The following is a 14,906-nucleotide window of genomic DNA, read 5'->3' as shown; positions in this document are numbered from 1 at the left end:
TTATCAGGGACTCGACTCTAAGACGGTTTTCCGGCCCCGGGACCGAACCGCTGGATCACTTTTCTTTCCAGGCGCTTGGCGCAGTGGCCCAGGGCGGCCTTGATTTCCTTCTCGACCATGCGCGTGGAAATGCCGAAACGCTGGGAGATTTCCAGGTGCGGGGCTTCTTCCAGGCGGGCGGCGATAAGGATCTTGCGGCGGCGGGCCGGCAGTTCGTAGAGCGCCTTGACCAGGGACTGGATTTCTTTCTGGCCGCCCACCACCCGTGACGGGTCCTGGGCTTCGTCGGCGCTTTGCAGCAGTTCTTCCACCTCGCTGCCGGTGAGCAGGCGCGCGTCGGCCTGGCGGCGGTCGGCGGCGATGTTCAAGGCCATGCGGTACAGGTAGGCATTGGGTTGTGCCAGGTTGGGCGGCACTTCCATGCGGTCGACCCGCAGATAGGTTTCGTGCAGCACATCGTTGGCCAGGTCCTCCGAGCCCAGGCGCTTGCGCAAACGCACCTTGAAGTCGTCGTAGGAGGCCAGGAACAACCCGACCATCGTACTGTGCCCGGTATTTTTCATCCGCCCCAGGCTCCGTTTGCTGCTGTGCATTCCATGCGCATTCCTGTGGTGTCGGGCATCAAAAGTAAAGTCACCGGTTGACGCAGCGAGCTCGGTGCCGGTCGTTCGACCCGCGTGGTGCCCAGGTTGCGTACCAGTGCTTCATCGCGTTGTTCGTCGCCGGTGGAGCTGACCAACCGACTGTGTTCGATCAGCCCTTGGGGGTTGACCCACACCTGTACCAGCGCGCGAAAACTGCCGGGCCGGGTCAGCGGCGAGCGGCACAGGCTGGTCTCGATGGCCTGCTGCAAGGCCGTGGCGTAGCTGTTGTTGATCCGTGCGGCGTTGCGTGCCGCCGCACCACGGGTGGCAGGCGGCTGGCTGACCGCGGGCAACTGCAAGGTGAACGCATCATCGCGTGCATAACGCGCCATCAGGCCACTCCCCGTCAGCAACATCGCCAGAGCCTCCTGCGCCGTAAAACGCCCGCGCACACTGATGGAACGCCGGCCCCGCATCAGTTCGCGGTCGACCAGCACCGCCATTCCGGTGGCGCGGCTGTACGCTTGCAGTGCATGTTCCAGGTCCTGCGCCGGCAGGTTCAACAGCAGCAGCGGTGACTCCGCCTGCGCGACGCGACCACCGGCCAGCAGCAACAGCAAGACCAGGGCGCATACGGCGCGCCTCCAGCACTCCTGTTCACCCCCTGCTCTGCATCGCTGCACGGCCGACGCGCCCTAGAAAACCGTCATCCTGAGGCCAATTTATGAACCTGATGTTACGGTGATAGCAAAAAAAACATCACGGTGACGAGAGGCCCGCTGCACTAGACTTGCACACCAACCGGCCCACCCCCTCGGGCCCGCCAGGAGGCCTTGATGAAACGCTTACCGCTCCTCGCCAGCCTGTTGCTGTGCACGGCCCTGCCCTTGCACGCCCACGCCGGCAACTGCGCCGAAGTCTCGGTGGATGGCTACAAGGCGCCCGACTATGGCTGCCTGAGCCAGCAGATGGGCAACGATACGAATGCGGCCAAAGCCGCGAAGAAAAACCGCGAGGCGCAAGGCATTGCCGTGGAAAAACGCCAGCCGAACAAGGTCGGCCTGGCCACCCCGGCGGCGACCAGCGTGCGCATGGGCAACACCTTCGGCACCTCGGTGAAGCCGCAGCGGCCTTGAGGTGTTCGATGACCGTTTGAGCAACACAGCACCCATGTGGGAGGGGCATAGGTATCTACACAACTTTGTCTAAACGCTGTCCCCCCGGCAGATAGAGCTGTTGTGGTGAGCGGGCTTGTCGAATCGTCGCACCGCCCGCGCTGGGCTGCGAAGCAGCCCCAGGAAAGAAGAACGCGGTGTATCAGACACTCTGTAGAGGCTGGTTTTGGGGCTGCTTCGCAGCCCAGCGCGGGGCAAGCCCGCTCACCACCACCACCACCACCACCACCACCACCACCACCACCACCACCACCACCACCACCACAGTTACAGTGTTCCTCCTTAACTGACGGGCATTTGGGCAAGCCCCCCTCATACATTGCCCCCAGTGTTTCCCGGAGCAGTTTTCAAGCCGCGTGGCTTTCCTTTTTCAAGCTGTCCATATCGATCACGAACCGGTACTTCACATCGCCCTTGAGCATGCGCTCATACGCCTCGTTGATGCCCTGGATGTCGATCATCTCCACGTCCGAGACAATCCCGTGCCTGGCGCAGTAGTCGAGCATGTCCTGGGTCTCCTGGATCCCGCCGATCAGCGAACCGGCCAGGCTGCGGCGCTCGAAGGTAAAGGGCTTGAGGGCATCCGTGGCGTTCTGGGCGGCGTCTCTGTAGGTCTTGGCCATTTCGTCCACCTGTGTGATCTGACGGTAGAGGTCAGTGGACCAGCATAGACGCTGAACCGTTCAACCGAGCACGTTTGTACAATTTCCATCGCGTCCCTGCCCCTAACCTCACGGCTTTCAATCCCGTAGAAGTGCTGGAGAGTGGGCATGGGCAGCAAAGCAATCAAGGTATCTGTGGCATTGACGCTGCTGGCGAGCGCAATGATGGGCAATGCCTTCGCGGCAACCCCGAGCGTGGCCGTGGCGCCGCAATACGACACCAGCCACGTGTATGTGGCCCCGGCGGATGTGGAGCGTTTCGCCCAGAGTTTCCTCGCCACCTTTGGCGGCAAGAGCACGCCCCAGGTGGTGGTGAACGTGCTGCCGGTGCCGAGCAGCACCACCTCGCAACTGCTGCAGACGCCGGCGGGCACGGTGTCGCTGTTCGGCTTCACCACGCCCATCCCGCACCCCTTCGGCCAGGAACGCAACGGCTACCTGGTCAAGGACATGGACGCGGCGCTCAACGCCGCGCGGGAAAACGGCGCCGCCGTTATCGTCAGCGACTTCCCGGACCCGATTGGCCGAGACGCCGTGGTGCAATGGCCGGGTGGCGTGAACATGCAGCTCTACTGGCACACCAAGACCCCGGACTACGCGGCGTTCCAGACCGTGCCGGAAAACCGCGTGTACCTGTCCACCGATCGCGCTGACGCCTTTATCAAAGCGTTCCTGGGCTTCTCCCACGGCAAGGTCCTGGCCGATGACAAACACGCGCCTGGCGTCGATGTGGGTCAGGCCACTGGCACTTACCGTCGCGTCGATATCGAGTCGCCATTCGGGCGCATGGCGGTGCTGGTCACCAACGGCCACCTGCCCTACCCCTTCGGCCACGAGACCACCGGTTACCAAGTGCCTGACCTGACGGCCACCCTGGGCAAGGCCACCGGTTCCGGCGCTAGGGTGTTGGTGCCGGCCTTTGACAGCAAGGGCCGTCGCAGCGCCGTGGTTGAGTTCCCCGGCGGCTACGTCGCGGAAATTCACCAGCTCCACGCCACAAAATGATTCGCCGCACAGGCTGGGGCCTGGCCGTGCTGTGGCCGCTGCTGGTCGGCAGCGCCCACGCCGACGAGCAACCGGCACGACCGGCCATCAAGACCAACCGCTGGCAGGAAGACTGGTCGGTGCTCAAGGATCCGGCGTTGCGCACGCAACCGCTGGACAGCTTGAAGTACATCCCGCTGTCCAGCGCCAACCCGTTCACCTATTTGTCATTGGGGGCGACGCTGCGTGAGCGCTTCGAGATGAACGATGCCAGTGGTTTTGGGGTGAAGGACGTGAAGCGAGATCGCTACCTGATCCAGCGCTTCCAGGTGCACGCCGACCTGCACTTGAATGAACACTGGCGGCTCTTCACCCAACTGGAAGACGTACGCGCCTACGACAAGACCACGGTCGGCGGCGCCGATCAGAACCGCGTCGATCTGCGCCTGGCCTTCGCCGAATACGTCAATGCCTTCGGCAGCGGCACCCTCAAGGCCCGTGTCGGGCGCCAGGACTTCGCCTTCGACCTGCAGCGTTTCATCTCATCGCGGGACGGCCCGAATGTGCGGCAATCCTTCGATGCGCTGTGGGCCGATTGGGAGACGCCCAACTGGCGCTTTATCGGGATCGCCAGCCAGCCGGTGCAGTATCAGGACGATCGGCACTTCGACGACACATCCAACCGTGACGCGCGCTTCCACATGCTGCGGGTCGAGCGGCTGGTGGGCGGCAAGAATGAGCTGTCGGCCTACTACGGCGTGTACGAACGCAGCGCCGCGCATTACCTCGACGCGGACGGCGATGAAACCCGCCATCTGTTCGACGCACGCCTGGGCGGTGCGGCCCAGGGATTCGACTGGGACATCGAAGCCATGCTGCAAAGCGGCTCGGTGGGCAGCAAGGATATTCGCGCCTGGGCCGGTGGCAGCCGCACGGGGTACACCTTCGAGAGCCTGGCGTGGAAGCCGCGCATCGGCCTGCAGCTGGACATTGCCTCGGGCGACCGCAAGACCGGGGACGGCACCGTCGGCACGTTCAACCCGCTGTTCCCCAACGGCTACTATTTTTCCCTGGCCGGCTATACGGGCTACAGCAACCTGATTCACGTCAAACCGTCGATCACCGTCAAGCCCATCGACAAGCTCAGCGTGCAGACCGCCGTCGGACTGCTGTGGCGCCAGACCACCAGCGACGCGGTGTACACCCAGCCGAACCTGCCCGTCGCCGGCACCGCAGGCCAGGGTGAACGCTGGACCGGTGCCTATGGTCAGCTGCGTACCGACTATGTGTTTACGCCAAACCTCACCGGCGCGGTTGAAGCGGTGCACTACGCGGTCGGCCGCACCTTGCGCGATGCCGGCGGCGATGACAGCAATTACCTGGGGGTCGAGCTCAAGTTCAGTTGGTGACCCCAGGCAAGCACACCCGTACAAGCCCCCGGCCCGGTTTCGGGCAATAGTGAGGCTGGTTTTTCAGTCCCTCAATCAAGGAGTTTTCCATGAGCACATTCGTTGCCAAAGACGGTACCCAGATCTACTTCAAGGATTGGGGCAGCGGTAAGCCCGTGCTGTTCAGCCACGGCTGGCCGCTGGATGCCGACATGTGGGAATACCAGATGGAGTACCTCAGCAGCCGTGGCTTTCGCACCATCGCGTTCGACCGCCGTGGCTTTGGCCGCTCGGACCAGCCGTGGACCGGCAACGACTATGACACCTTCGCCGACGACATCGCGCAGTTGATCGAACACCTGGACCTCAAGGATGTGACCCTGGTGGGCTTCTCCATGGGAGGCGGCGACGTCGCCCGCTACATCGCACGCCACGGCAGTGCACGCGTGGCCGGCCTGGTGCTGCTGGGCGCAGTGACGCCGATCTTCGGCCAGAAGCCCGATTATCCCCAGGGCGTGCCGACCGAAGTGTTCGACGGCATCAAGGCCGGGTTGCTGAAAGACCGTGCGCAGTTCATCGCTGACTTCAACACGCCGTTCTTCGGCATCAACAAGGGCCAGGTCGTTTCCGAAGGTACGCTGACCCAGACCCTGCAAATCGCCATGCTGGCGTCCCTCAAGTCGACCGTGGATTGCGTCACCGCCTTCTCCGAGACCGACTTCCGCCCGGACATGGCCAGGATCGACGTGCCGACCCTGGTGATCCACGGTGACGGTGACCAGATCGTGCCATTCGAGACCACCGGCAAGGTGGCGGCCGAGATGATCAAGGGCGCCGAGCTGAAGGTGTACAAGGATGCGCCCCACGGTTTTGCCGTGACCCACGCTCAGGCCTTGAATGAAGACCTGCTGGCGTTCCTCAATCGCTAAAACACCCGCTCCTTATTTTGGCCGGGCTCGCCCGGCCTTTTTTTGCTCAGGAGAAACGCTGGCTCAGCACCAGGCGCCCTGGCCCGCTGATCAGCAGCGTGGTGAACATGATCAACAGCAGCCAGCCGAATTGCCCTTCCAGCAGCGTCCACTCCGGATGCACCACCACCATCGCAATCAACAGCACCGCCAGAATCGGCAGGCACGCCAGGCGCACCAGCACCCCGGCGATGATCAGCAGCGGGCACAGCACTTCGGCGAAAATCGCCAGCAGCAAGGTGACATGGGCGCCGAGGTGAAACGGGTCTTCGATCAGCTTCAACTGCTCGCTGTAGTTGAGCAATTTGGGCAAGCCATGCACCCATAGCAGGAACAGCGCCCCGCTGCCTCGCAGAAACAACAGCCCCAGGTCCTGGTGTCTTGATTCGTTCATATGCGCTCCGGTGGGTTGACACGTTATCGACCTCGATTGTGTCCACAGAGCGGTACGCACGCTTGCAACCGTGTGCTGACCTCACTCCCCGGTGCCGGCAAACCCCGCGACGATTTCATCGATCACCGCTCGCACCCGTGCGGTGTGGCGCAGGTCGGCGTGGGTCACCAGCCAGACGTCGTAGGGCAACGGCCGCGTGCGCTCCGGCCACAGGCGCACCAGCCCGTCGCGCTCACCGGTGAGGATCGGGATTTCGCCGATGCCGATCCCGGCGGCGATGGAGCGGCGCACCAACAGGCTGGAACTCAGGGCGGCGACGATGCGCCCACGGCCCAGGGGTTCCGAGACCAGGGTCATGTCCTTCTGGGTTTGCAGGTACGGTTGATAGACCACAAGATCATGCCCTTCAAACAGGCTGCCCGGCTCCGGCGTACCCTGGCGATCGATATAGGCCTGGGACGCAAACAACCCCACCGGCCAGCGCGCGAGACGCCGGGCGATCAGGTCGGGGCTGTCCGGGCGGGTGTTGCGCACGGCGATGTCGGTCTCGCGTTTGGCCAGGCTCAGGAACTGGGTAGACGCGTCGAGCTGCACGCGCACATCCGGGTGCTGGATGTGCAGGCGCGCAATCGCCGGGATCAGGAAGTCGATGGCCAGGGAGTCGGTGGTGCTGACCCGTACGGTGCCGGTCAGGCGGTCATCCAGGCCCTGGATCTGGCGCTCCAGTTCCAGGGCCGAGCGTTCCATTTTTTCCACCGAGTGCAGGGCGGCCTCGCCGACGGCGGTCAGGGCGTAGCCTTCGGAGGTGCGCAGGAACAGCGTGGCACCCAGGGACTTTTCCAGGGCGTTGACCCGCCGCCCGACTGTGGCCTGGTCGACCCCCAATACCCGTGCGGCCCCGCGCAACGTCGACTCGCGGCAAACCGCCAGGAACACCCGTGCATCATCCCAATTCATGCGGTTTCCTTATGCTGCATATCTGCATCACAGCGACGTGTATTCGCTGCATTATTGCATCCAAAAACCTGGATATGCTGGGCACCAGAGAAAAATACCCAGGACCGCCATCATGTTCGACACTCACGCCCCACCCCGCCGCTCCGTGTGGCTGCCGATCTTCGCCGGCCTGTGCGCCAGCCTGGTCAGCATCGGCCTGGCACGCTTTGCGTACACGCCGTTGATTCCGTCGCTGATCCAGGCCCACTGGTTCAGCGCCAATGACGTGGTGTACCTCGGTGCCGCCAACCTGGTGGGTTACCTGATCGGCGCGCTGATCGGGCGGCCCATTGCCCAGCGCACCTCGAACAGGACCGCGCTGCGCATCATGATGGTGGCGGTGACCCTGGCGTTCTTCGCCTGTGGCTTCCCGCTGTCGGTGGTGTGGTTCTTCGCTTGGCGGCTGCTGTCGGGGATTGCCGGTGGCGCAATCATGGTGCTGGTGGCGGCGACCGTGTTGCCCCATGTACCGGCCGCACGCCGGGGCCTGGCCAGTGGCGCGATCTTCCTCGGCATCGGCCTGGGCATCGCCGGCTCCGGCACCCTTGTGCCGCCGCTGCTGAGCCTGGGTTTGCAGCAGACCTGGTTCGGCCTGGGCCTGCTGGCCGTGGTGCTGACCGCCGCCAGCTGGTTCGCCTGGCCTTCGGGCACGCTCCATGAAGACGCGCCGCCATCCGGCGCGGCCGTAGCAACGCCTTCCGGCGTGTACCTGCTGTTCGCCCAATACGCCTTTATGGCCGCGGGGCTGGTACCGGCGATGGTGTTCCTGGTGGATTACGTGGCCCGTGGCCTGGGGGCCGGGGCGCATATCGGCGCGATGATCTGGGTGATGTACGGCCTGGGGTCGATTGTGGGGCCGGTCACCTACGGGTTCCTGGCAGACAAACTGGGGGCGCGCTTGAGCATCCGCGTGGTGCTGGTGGTGCAGGCGATTGCCGTCGGTGCGTTGCCGTTTGCCGGCTCGTTGACTGGCCTGGCGGTACTCGCGGTGATCCTCGGTTCTTTCCCGCCGGGCATCGTGCCGTTGGCGCTGGCGCGGGTGCACGAACTGCTCCCCGACCATCATCAGCAGCAGGTCGCGTGGAGCCGTGCCACGGTGTCCTTTGCGACTTTCCAGGCGCTCTCGGGGTTTGCCTATTCCGCCCTGTTCAACGTCAGCGGAGGCCAGCATGCGCTGTTGTTCATGATCGCCGCCGGGGCGATAGTGGTCGCCCTGGCCCTGGAACCGGGCATGCGCCTGCTGAACCGCCGGCCGTCCGACGCGGTCCCAACCCATACGCTCATCGCTGCAGGTAATCTGAAATGACGCTTCCCAAAGAAATGACCCTGATCGAAATCACCACCCCCGGTGGCCCCGAGGTGCTGCAACCACGCCGTGCAGATGTACCGGTGGCGGGCCCCGGCGAGATCCTGATTCGCGTGCATGCGGCCGGTGTGAATCGCCCCGACGCCCTGCAACGCGCCGGCAAGTACCCGATGAAACCCGGCATGAACCCGCTGCCTGGCCTGGAAGTGGCGGGCGAAGTCGCCGCGCTGGGCGACGGCGTGAGCGAATTCGCCGTGGGCGATAAGGTCTGCGCCCTGACCAATGGCGGCGGCTATGCGCAGTTCTGCACGGTGCCCGCCAGCCAGGCGCTGCCGATTCCTGAAGGCATGGACTGGATTCAAGCCGCCGCCGTGCCGGAAACCTTCTTCACCGTGTGGGCCAACCTGTTCGGCCTCGGCGATGCGCACACCGGCCAGCGCGTGCTGATCCACGGCGGCACCAGCGGCATCGGTACGACCGCGCTGATGCTGTGCCGCGAATTCGGCATCCAGGCCTTCGCCACCGCCGGCAGCGCCGACAAATGCGCAGCCATCGCCCAACTGGGCGGCGAGCCGATCAACTACCGGGAACAGGATTTTGCCGAGGTCATCGCGCAACAGACCAACGACCAGGGTGTGGATGTGATCCTCGACATCATGGGCGGCTCGTATCTGAACAACAACCTCAAGGCCCTGGCCATGGACGGGCACCTGGTGATGCTGGGTTTCCTCGGCGGCGCCAAGGCCAACGACGTCGACCTGCTGACCATCCTCGGCAAGCGCGCGGTGATTACCGGCTCACTGTTGCGTGCGCGCAGCAAGGCTGAAAAAGCCGCGATTGCCGAACAGTTGCGCGAGTACATCTGGCCGGTACTGGAGGCCGGGCGTTGCCTGCCGATCATCGACAAGGTCTACGCCTACACCGACGCCGCCCAGGCCCATGCGCGGATGGAAGGTGGGGACCATATCGGCAAGATTGTGTTGCGGGTAGAGTAACCAGCAGGCAACACAAAGCAAATGTGTGAGGCGCAAGCAGCAACCTGTAATGAGCGGGCTTGCTGTGGTGAGCGGGCTTGCCCCGCGCTGGGCTGCGAAGCAGCCCCAATAAGAGCGCTGCAGTGTGTCAGGCAGCTCCGGGGCTGTGTTTGGGGCCGCTTCGCGGCCCAGCGCGGGGCAAGCCCGCTCACCACAAAAAGCCCGCTCACCACAGTTAATAGTGTTCCTTCTTAAATGGCTGGCATCAGGGCAAGCCCCCTCCCACATTGACCGCGTTCTTACTCGGAATAGGTGGGGTAGTCGATGTAGCCCACCTCACCGCCACCATACATCCCCTCTTCCCGCAGCGGGTTCAACGGCCAGCCCTTGAATAGCCGTTGCGGCAGGTCCGGGTTGGCAATGAACGGCCGTCCGAACGCAATCAAATCCGCCAGCCCGGCGTCCACCAGTTTCGCGCCGCGTTCAGCGGTGTAGCGACCGGCGTAGATAATGCGACCGCTGAAGGTGCTGCGCACGGCTTCACGGAAGCTGTCGGGCAGCACGGGGGCGTTGTCCCAGTCCGCTTCGGCGATGGACACGTAGGCGATGCCCGACTGTTCCAGCACCTTGATCGCTTCGATGTAGGTGTGGTGCGGGTCTTCTTCCACCAGGCCGATGTACACGCGGTCCTGGTCGGTGCCGCTGAACAACGGCGAGAACCGCACGCCCAGGCGCTCCGGCCCGACCACCTTGCTGACGGCTTCGACGATCTCGCGCAAAAAACGCAGGCGATTGTGCAGCGAACCACCGTACTCATCGTCGCGCTGGTTGGCATGGGCCGAGATGAACTGGTTGACCAGGTAACCGTTGGCCGAATGAATTTCCACGCCGTCAAACCCGGCGTCCAGGGCATTGCGTGCGGCCTGGGCGTAGTGCCCGACCAATTCTTCAATCTCGAGCACGCTCAAGGCGCGAGGCACCGGCGGTTGCTTCAATTCACCCGCGCCAGGCCCGGTCTCGATAAAGGCCTTGGCTTGCCGGGCTTGAATCGCCGACGGTGCCACCGGTGCGGCGCCGTCAGGCTGCAAGGCGTTATGGGACACACGGCCCACATGCCACAACTGGGCAAAGATCACCCCGCCTTCGGCATGCACCGCGTCGGTGACCTTGCGCCAGCCGTCGATCTGCGCCGGGGTGTAGATGCCCGGCGTCCAGGCGTAACCCTGGCCACGGGGTTCGATCTGCGTGCCTTCGCTGACCATGAAACCGGCCGTAGCGCGCTGGCGGTAATACTCGGCCATCAGGTCGGTGGCGATATCGCCGGGCTGGGCGCTGCGCTGGCGTGTCAACGGTGGCAGCACGATACGGTTGTTCAAGGTGTGATGACCCAGTTTGACCGGGGTACTTAAAACGCTGTTAGTCATTGGGGTATTCCAAATTCGAGACGAGCAAACGCATTGGCGACTGTTGCAAGTCGCCAATGAATGAAAGGGTTAATTAACTTACGCGGTGAGTTTGAGCAGCGCCTTGGCCACGTCACTGGAACTGGCAGGGTTCTGCCCAGTGATCAGCAAACCATCTTCGAGCACGAAGGATTGCCAGTCGGCGCCCTTCTGATAGTTGCCGCCCAGTGCCTTGAAATCATCTTCAATCAGGAACGGCACCACCTCGGTCAGGCCCACCGCCGCTTCTTCCGAGTTGGAGAAGCCGGTGACGCGACGGCCCTTGACCAGCGGCTCGCCATTGACCGCCTTGACGTGACGCAAGGCGCCCGGTGCGTGGCAGACAAAGCCGATGGGCTTGCCGGCACGCTCGAAGGACTCGATCAGGGCGATGGACACCGGCGACTCTGCCAGGTCCCACAGCGGGCCGTGGCCGCCTGGGTAGAACACGGTGTCGAAGTCGTCAGCGTTGACCGTGTCCAGCTTGACCGTGCTGGCCAGGGCCTGTTGCGCGGCAGGGTCGGCGGCAAAGCGGCGGGTCTGCTCGGTTTGCGCGTCGGGCGCGTCACTCACCGGGTCCAGGGGCGGCTGGCCACCGGCCGGGGACGCCAGCACCAGTTCGGCGCCCGCGTCCTTGAACACGTAATAGGGTGCGGCAAATTCTTCGAGCCAGAAGCCGGTCTTGCGGCCGGTGTCGCCAAGCTGGTCGTGAGAGGTCAGTACCATTAATACTTTCATTTTCCAGTGCCTCGATCAGTGAATGTCTGTGTGTCCAGGGCAACCCAACAGCTGTCGGGTCAGCAGCAACGCCTCATCAAACGGCGCGGATGTCCGGGTGATCTTGCTCATGACGCTGGTCCCCAGCCACAGCGCGTACAGGCGCCGGGCCAGGCTTGCAGGGGCTTGGTCGACGTTCAGGGAACCGTCCTCAAGGCCACGCTGTATGGCGATGGCGAGTAAATCGATGGTGCGCGACGTGCCACGTTCCAGCGCCAGGCGCATGGGCTCTGAAAGGTCTGACACCTCCGCACCCAGTTTGACGGCAAGGCATTTGCCCGCATCGGTGCAACCGGTCTGATTGTCGATCCAGGCCTGCCAATAACGCATCAACTTGGCGTGCTGGGATAGACCGGGTTGGTCGAACAGTTGCTGCATGCCGTGCACGTAGTTGTCGAAGTAGGTGTCGAGCAACACGACACCGAAGCCATCCTTGGAGTTGAAGTAGTGATAGAACGAACCTTTAGGCACCTGGGCGGCTTGCAGTATTTCGTTCAAGCCCACCGCAGAAAATCCTTTACGGCCAACAATCAACTGCGCCGTGTCGAGAATGGTCTGCCGTGCACTTTTAGTTTCGCTGCTCATGCTTCACTCCGTCCGATTAGACCAGTCGTCTAGTTCGTTGAGGGAATGTTAGAGGCCGCGCCAACCCCTCACAATGTCATATGCGCAAGGATTCCGGACATGACCCGAAGTCGGTTGCCGTTTTCCCGGCAGCCGCCGACAATCCACCCTCCCACGCCCCTGGAGACATGCGATGCACAGCGTTGCGCTGATGGTTTACCCGAACTTCCAATCCCTGAGCCTCAGCCTGGGCTCGGTGTTCGAGTGCGCGAACCTGCTGCGTGGAGAGCCCGCCTATGAGTTTCACCTGGTGTCGGAAAGCGGCGGCGCCGTGATGACGTCCCAGGGCTTCTCGGTGAACACCTCGCCCCTGCGGCCCCAAGGCTACGACACGCTGATCGTCAGCGGTTACCTGGAGTTTCGCCTGCCGGAGGCCAACCTGCTGGCACTGGTCAAGGCCGCCTCGGCTCAATCGCGGCGTGTCGCGTCGCTGTGCATGGGCATCTTCGTGCTGGCCGAGGCCGGTTTGCTCGACGGCAAACGCACCACCACCCACTGGATCCACGCGCCGGCCTTTCGCAAGCGCTACCCGGATATCCGCCTGGAAGAAGACAAGCTGTTTATCGTTGACGGCCAGGTATGGACCGGCGCCGGCATGAGTGCCGGGGTGGACATGGCGCTGGCCATGGTGGAGAACGACCTGGGCAGCGACCTCGCCCGGCGCATTGCGCGCAAGCTGGTGATCGCCCAGCGTCGGGGCAGCGAGCAATCGCAGTTGTCTGCACTGTTGGAGTTGGACCCCAAGTCCGACCGTGTGCAACTGGCCCTGGCCTACGCCCGCGAAAACCTCACCCATGACCTGTCGGTGGACGCCCTGGCCGAGGTGGCCAGGCTGAGCCCGCGCCAGTTCAGCCGGGTATTTCGCGAAGAAACCGGGCAGACGCCGGCCAAGGCCATCGAATCCCTGCGGGTTGAAGCCGCACGGGCGATGATGGAAACCAGCCGTCATCCGGTGGAAGTGGTGGCCCGCGAAACCGGGTTCGGTGATCGCGAGCGCATGCGCCAGGCGTTTCTAAGGGCGTTCGGGCAGCCGCCTCAGGCGATGCAGCACACCTTTAATGCAACACCGCCCGCGTAACCAGGTAACTCATCAACTGCGGGTCATCCGCCAGCTCAAGGGCCTGCACTGGGCGCGGCAGGTTATCCAGCACCGTACGCCAGAACGCCTGGGACACTTCGTCCTGGTCATAAAACCGCACCAGCCAATCCGCCTCGCCGCTGCACAACACCTGGGTGGCGATGGCGCGGCCGATGCCTTTGCGACGATAGCGCTTGAGGATAAACAGGTCGGCCAGTTCCAGGGCGTCGATGCCCGGCAACTCGCTGCCTTCGATCAGCAGGAAGCCGGCGATATAGCCGTCCACCAGCAACAGGTTGGCGCTCCAGTGCGGGTCTTGCCAATAGCGGTTCAGGTGCTGGTCATGGATGTAGAAACGGCCGTCCGCCTCGACATCTTCCTGCTCCCAGTCCGACGATTCATAGGCGTAGTACTGGTAGAGATTGCGGATCAGCTCGGCTTCTTCGGGGCCGGTCTGGATCAATTCCACGGTGGTTTCAGGCATGGGGCTCTCGGTCAAAAAACGCAGGGCGCCATTGTTCACAAAACCTCGGCGCAGTCCAATAGCGCCGCGAACCTTTCTACTTGCTGAACCGATTGCAAATAGCGGCGAGCCCTGCCGAAGCGCTGAAACATTTCGAATAAACTCCGCCGGCTCGCCACTTTTTCAAGGACACGCACTTTGACCAACGTCTGTACCGCCGGCCTGGATGTGGGCTTCGCCTCCCTGGATTACCTGCAGATCTTTATCCTGGGCGTGATCCAGGGCATTACCGAACTGTTGCCGGTCTCCTCCACCGCCCATATGCGTGTGGTGCCCGCCCTGCTCGGCTGGCAAGACCCCGGATCGGCGTTTTCGGCGGCCATGCAGCTGGCGGCACTGGCGGCGGTGGTCAGTTACTTCTGGCGCGATGTGCGCCAAGTGACCACGGGCAGCATCGACGCGGTGCGCCGGGGCGACTACAACGATCCATGGTTCAAGCTCGCGGTGGCGATTGTGTTGGCGACCATTCCGATCGGGATCGCCGGGCTGGCCTTGTCGTCGACCCTGAACGCCTGCAATTCGCCGCTGCGCGGGCTGCTGGTGATCGGTATTTCCTGCGTGGTAATGGCGGTGCTGCTGGCGGCGGCCGAGCTGCGTGCCCGGCATACCCGCGAGGTCAGCCAGATGCGCCTGCGGGATGCGCTGATCGTCGGGGTCGCGCAGATCGGCGCGTTGATTCCGGGCGTATCGCGTTCCGGCTCGACCCTCACCGCGGCCCTGTTCCTCAACTTCAAACGCGAAGAAGCCGCGCGCTTCTCCTTCCTGCTGGGCCTGCCCGCCATCGCCCTCGCCGGTTTGAAGGAGCTGTGGGTGCTGCTGCATGCCGATATGCCCGCCCATGCCTGGCCGCATTTGTTGTTCGGGCTGGTGGTGGCCAGCGTCTCGGCGTTTTTCGCGATCTGGGGCCTGATGAAGTTCCTCGAGCGGTTCTCCACCTGGCCGTTTGTGATCTATCGCGCGCTGCTGGGGGTGTTCCTGATTGTGGCCGTCAGTACCGGGCTGCTGGGTTGATATAACACCCGGCATCAATC

General features: G+C 63.5%; 16 protein-coding genes and 2 pseudogenes. 8 read left to right on the top strand and 10 right to left on the bottom strand.

Annotated features, from left to right (window positions below; translation table 11 throughout):
* Positions 1-17: 17 nt before the first annotated feature.
* On the bottom strand, positions 18-563 hold the full coding sequence (locus B9N88_RS28245; RefSeq protein ID WP_027607555.1) for an RNA polymerase sigma factor: 546 nt from the start codon (positions 561-563) through the stop codon (positions 18-20).
* The gene (locus B9N88_RS28240) at positions 560-1,204 is read right to left on the bottom strand and encodes a secretin and TonB N-terminal domain-containing protein (RefSeq protein ID WP_027607556.1); all 645 of its coding nucleotides are present in this window, start codon (positions 1,202-1,204) and stop codon (positions 560-562) included. Before B9N88_RS28240 ends, B9N88_RS28245 begins: the two co-directional genes overlap by 4 nt.
* Before the next feature lie 216 nt (positions 1,205-1,420).
* Between B9N88_RS28240 and B9N88_RS28235 the strand changes: the two genes are divergently transcribed.
* Positions 1,421-1,720, top strand: a complete 300-nt coding sequence (locus B9N88_RS28235) for a hypothetical protein (protein WP_027607557.1) — start codon at positions 1,421-1,423, stop codon at positions 1,718-1,720.
* Between the two features lie 181 nt (positions 1,721-1,901).
* On the opposite strand, the gene B9N88_RS33025 is transcribed toward B9N88_RS28235, so the two are convergent.
* Both B9N88_RS33025 and B9N88_RS28230 read right to left on the bottom strand, forming a co-directional pair.
* Positions 1,902-2,024 (bottom strand): hypothetical protein, encoded by a 123-nt coding sequence (locus B9N88_RS33025; RefSeq protein WP_256221335.1) that lies wholly within the window; start codon positions 2,022-2,024, stop codon positions 1,902-1,904.
* A gap of 82 nt (positions 2,025-2,106) precedes the next feature.
* A pseudogene (locus tag B9N88_RS28230) lies at positions 2,107-2,316 on the bottom strand (NAD(P)-dependent alcohol dehydrogenase); the annotation flags it as partial.
* A 213-nt stretch (positions 2,317-2,529) separates the two neighbouring features.
* Between B9N88_RS28230 and B9N88_RS28225 the strand changes: the two are divergent.
* The 3 genes from B9N88_RS28225 to B9N88_RS28215 all read left to right on the top strand — a co-directional run bounded on the left by B9N88_RS28225 (position 2,530) and on the right by B9N88_RS28215 (position 5,722).
* Positions 2,530-3,426, top strand: a complete 897-nt coding sequence (locus B9N88_RS28225; protein WP_027607559.1) for a VOC family protein — start codon at positions 2,530-2,532, stop codon at positions 3,424-3,426.
* Positions 3,423-4,814: an alginate export family protein gene (locus B9N88_RS28220; protein WP_027607560.1), complete on the top strand. Its 1,392-nt coding sequence runs from the start codon at positions 3,423-3,425 to the stop codon at positions 4,812-4,814. The genes B9N88_RS28225 and B9N88_RS28220 overlap by 4 nt, the downstream gene beginning before the upstream one ends.
* An 89-nt stretch (positions 4,815-4,903) precedes the next feature.
* Positions 4,904-5,722 (top strand): alpha/beta fold hydrolase, encoded by an 819-nt coding sequence (locus B9N88_RS28215; RefSeq protein WP_027607561.1) that lies wholly within the window; start codon positions 4,904-4,906, stop codon positions 5,720-5,722.
* Positions 5,723-5,768: 46 nt separating this feature from the next.
* Here the strand turns inward: B9N88_RS28215 and B9N88_RS28210 are convergent, their stop codons facing one another.
* Positions 5,769-6,155: a DoxX family protein gene (locus B9N88_RS28210; protein ID WP_027607562.1), complete on the bottom strand. Its 387-nt coding sequence runs from the start codon at positions 6,153-6,155 to the stop codon at positions 5,769-5,771.
* 81 nt (positions 6,156-6,236) lie between these two features.
* Positions 6,237-7,112 carry a LysR family transcriptional regulator gene (locus B9N88_RS28205; protein ID WP_027607563.1) on the bottom strand — a complete coding sequence of 292 codons (876 nt, stop codon included), beginning with the start codon at positions 7,110-7,112 and terminating at the stop codon, positions 6,237-6,239.
* A 112-nt stretch (positions 7,113-7,224) separates the two neighbouring features.
* Here B9N88_RS28205 and B9N88_RS28200 point away from each other — a divergent pair, with 112 nt between their 5' ends.
* Entirely contained in the window at positions 7,225-8,457 is a 1,233-nt protein-coding gene (locus B9N88_RS28200) for a YbfB/YjiJ family MFS transporter (protein ID WP_027607564.1), read from the top strand.
* Positions 8,454-9,452, top strand: coding sequence for an NAD(P)H-quinone oxidoreductase (locus B9N88_RS28195; RefSeq protein WP_027607565.1), 999 nt, complete (start codon positions 8,454-8,456; stop codon positions 9,450-9,452). The genes B9N88_RS28200 and B9N88_RS28195 overlap by 4 nt, the downstream gene beginning before the upstream one ends.
* A 278-nt stretch (positions 9,453-9,730) precedes the next feature.
* Here B9N88_RS28195 and B9N88_RS28190 read toward each other — a convergent pair whose 3' ends face one another.
* The 3 genes and pseudogenes from B9N88_RS28190 to B9N88_RS28180 all read right to left on the bottom strand — a co-directional run bounded on the left by B9N88_RS28190 (position 9,731) and on the right by B9N88_RS28180 (position 12,235).
* A complete protein-coding gene (locus B9N88_RS28190; protein ID WP_027607566.1) occupies positions 9,731-10,855 on the bottom strand; it encodes an alkene reductase in 1,125 nt (374 codons plus the stop codon).
* Positions 10,856-10,933: 78 nt separating this feature from the next.
* Positions 10,934-11,611: a type 1 glutamine amidotransferase domain-containing protein gene (locus B9N88_RS28185; RefSeq protein WP_027607567.1), complete on the bottom strand. Its 678-nt coding sequence runs from the start codon at positions 11,609-11,611 to the stop codon at positions 10,934-10,936.
* A pseudogene (locus B9N88_RS28180) lies at positions 11,608-12,235 on the bottom strand (TetR/AcrR family transcriptional regulator). Before B9N88_RS28180 ends, B9N88_RS28185 begins: the two are co-directional and overlap by 4 nt.
* A 172-nt stretch (positions 12,236-12,407) precedes the next feature.
* Between B9N88_RS28180 and B9N88_RS28175 the strand changes: the two are divergent.
* The gene (locus tag B9N88_RS28175; protein ID WP_027607569.1) at positions 12,408-13,352 is read left to right on the top strand and encodes a GlxA family transcriptional regulator; all 945 of its coding nucleotides are present in this window, start codon (positions 12,408-12,410) and stop codon (positions 13,350-13,352) included.
* Here B9N88_RS28175 and B9N88_RS28170 read toward each other — a convergent pair.
* On the bottom strand, positions 13,330-13,836 hold the full coding sequence (locus tag B9N88_RS28170; protein ID WP_043293772.1) for a GNAT family N-acetyltransferase: 507 nt from the start codon (positions 13,834-13,836) through the stop codon (positions 13,330-13,332). The two genes, B9N88_RS28175 and B9N88_RS28170, sit on opposite strands and share 23 nt — an antisense overlap.
* Before the next feature lie 177 nt (positions 13,837-14,013).
* Between B9N88_RS28170 and B9N88_RS28165 the strand changes: the two genes are divergently transcribed.
* A complete protein-coding gene (locus B9N88_RS28165; RefSeq protein ID WP_027607571.1) occupies positions 14,014-14,886 on the top strand; it encodes an undecaprenyl-diphosphate phosphatase in 873 nt (290 codons plus the stop codon).
* The last annotated feature ends 20 nt before the right edge of the window (positions 14,887-14,906 follow it).

The sequence above is a fragment of the Pseudomonas sp. LAMO17WK12:I1 genome (genome assembly GCF_900177315.1).
Classification (GTDB): domain Bacteria; phylum Pseudomonadota; class Gammaproteobacteria; order Pseudomonadales; family Pseudomonadaceae; genus Aquipseudomonas; species Aquipseudomonas marginalis.
Note: the sequence above shows the minus strand (reverse complement) of the source record. Positions and strands in the feature narration are given on the sequence as shown.

What these genes read in the sequence shown, in the direction of transcription:
- B9N88_RS28245 (WP_027607555.1), bottom strand. Translation starts at nt 563, where the DNA reads ATGAAAAATACCGGGCACAGTACGATGGTCGGGTTGTTCCTGGCCTCC.
- B9N88_RS28235 (WP_027607557.1), top strand. Translation starts at nt 1,421, where the DNA reads ATGAAACGCTTACCGCTCCTCGCCAGCCTGTTGCTGTGCACGGCCCTG.
- B9N88_RS28225 (WP_027607559.1), top strand. Translation starts at nt 2,530, where the DNA reads ATGGGCAGCAAAGCAATCAAGGTATCTGTGGCATTGACGCTGCTGGCG.
- B9N88_RS28220 (WP_027607560.1), top strand. Translation starts at nt 3,423, where the DNA reads ATGATTCGCCGCACAGGCTGGGGCCTGGCCGTGCTGTGGCCGCTGCTG.
- B9N88_RS28215 (WP_027607561.1), top strand. Translation starts at nt 4,904, where the DNA reads ATGAGCACATTCGTTGCCAAAGACGGTACCCAGATCTACTTCAAGGAT.
- B9N88_RS28210 (WP_027607562.1), bottom strand. Translation starts at nt 6,155, where the DNA reads ATGAACGAATCAAGACACCAGGACCTGGGGCTGTTGTTTCTGCGAGGC.
- B9N88_RS28205 (WP_027607563.1), bottom strand. Translation starts at nt 7,112, where the DNA reads ATGAATTGGGATGATGCACGGGTGTTCCTGGCGGTTTGCCGCGAGTCG.
- B9N88_RS28200 (WP_027607564.1), top strand. Translation starts at nt 7,225, where the DNA reads ATGTTCGACACTCACGCCCCACCCCGCCGCTCCGTGTGGCTGCCGATC.
- B9N88_RS28195 (WP_027607565.1), top strand. Translation starts at nt 8,454, where the DNA reads ATGACGCTTCCCAAAGAAATGACCCTGATCGAAATCACCACCCCCGGT.
- B9N88_RS28190 (WP_027607566.1), bottom strand. Translation starts at nt 10,855, where the DNA reads ATGACTAACAGCGTTTTAAGTACCCCGGTCAAACTGGGTCATCACACC.
- B9N88_RS28185 (WP_027607567.1), bottom strand. Translation starts at nt 11,611, where the DNA reads ATGAAAGTATTAATGGTACTGACCTCTCACGACCAGCTTGGCGACACC.
- B9N88_RS28175 (WP_027607569.1), top strand. Translation starts at nt 12,408, where the DNA reads ATGCACAGCGTTGCGCTGATGGTTTACCCGAACTTCCAATCCCTGAGC.
- B9N88_RS28170 (WP_043293772.1), bottom strand. Translation starts at nt 13,836, where the DNA reads ATGCCTGAAACCACCGTGGAATTGATCCAGACCGGCCCCGAAGAAGCC.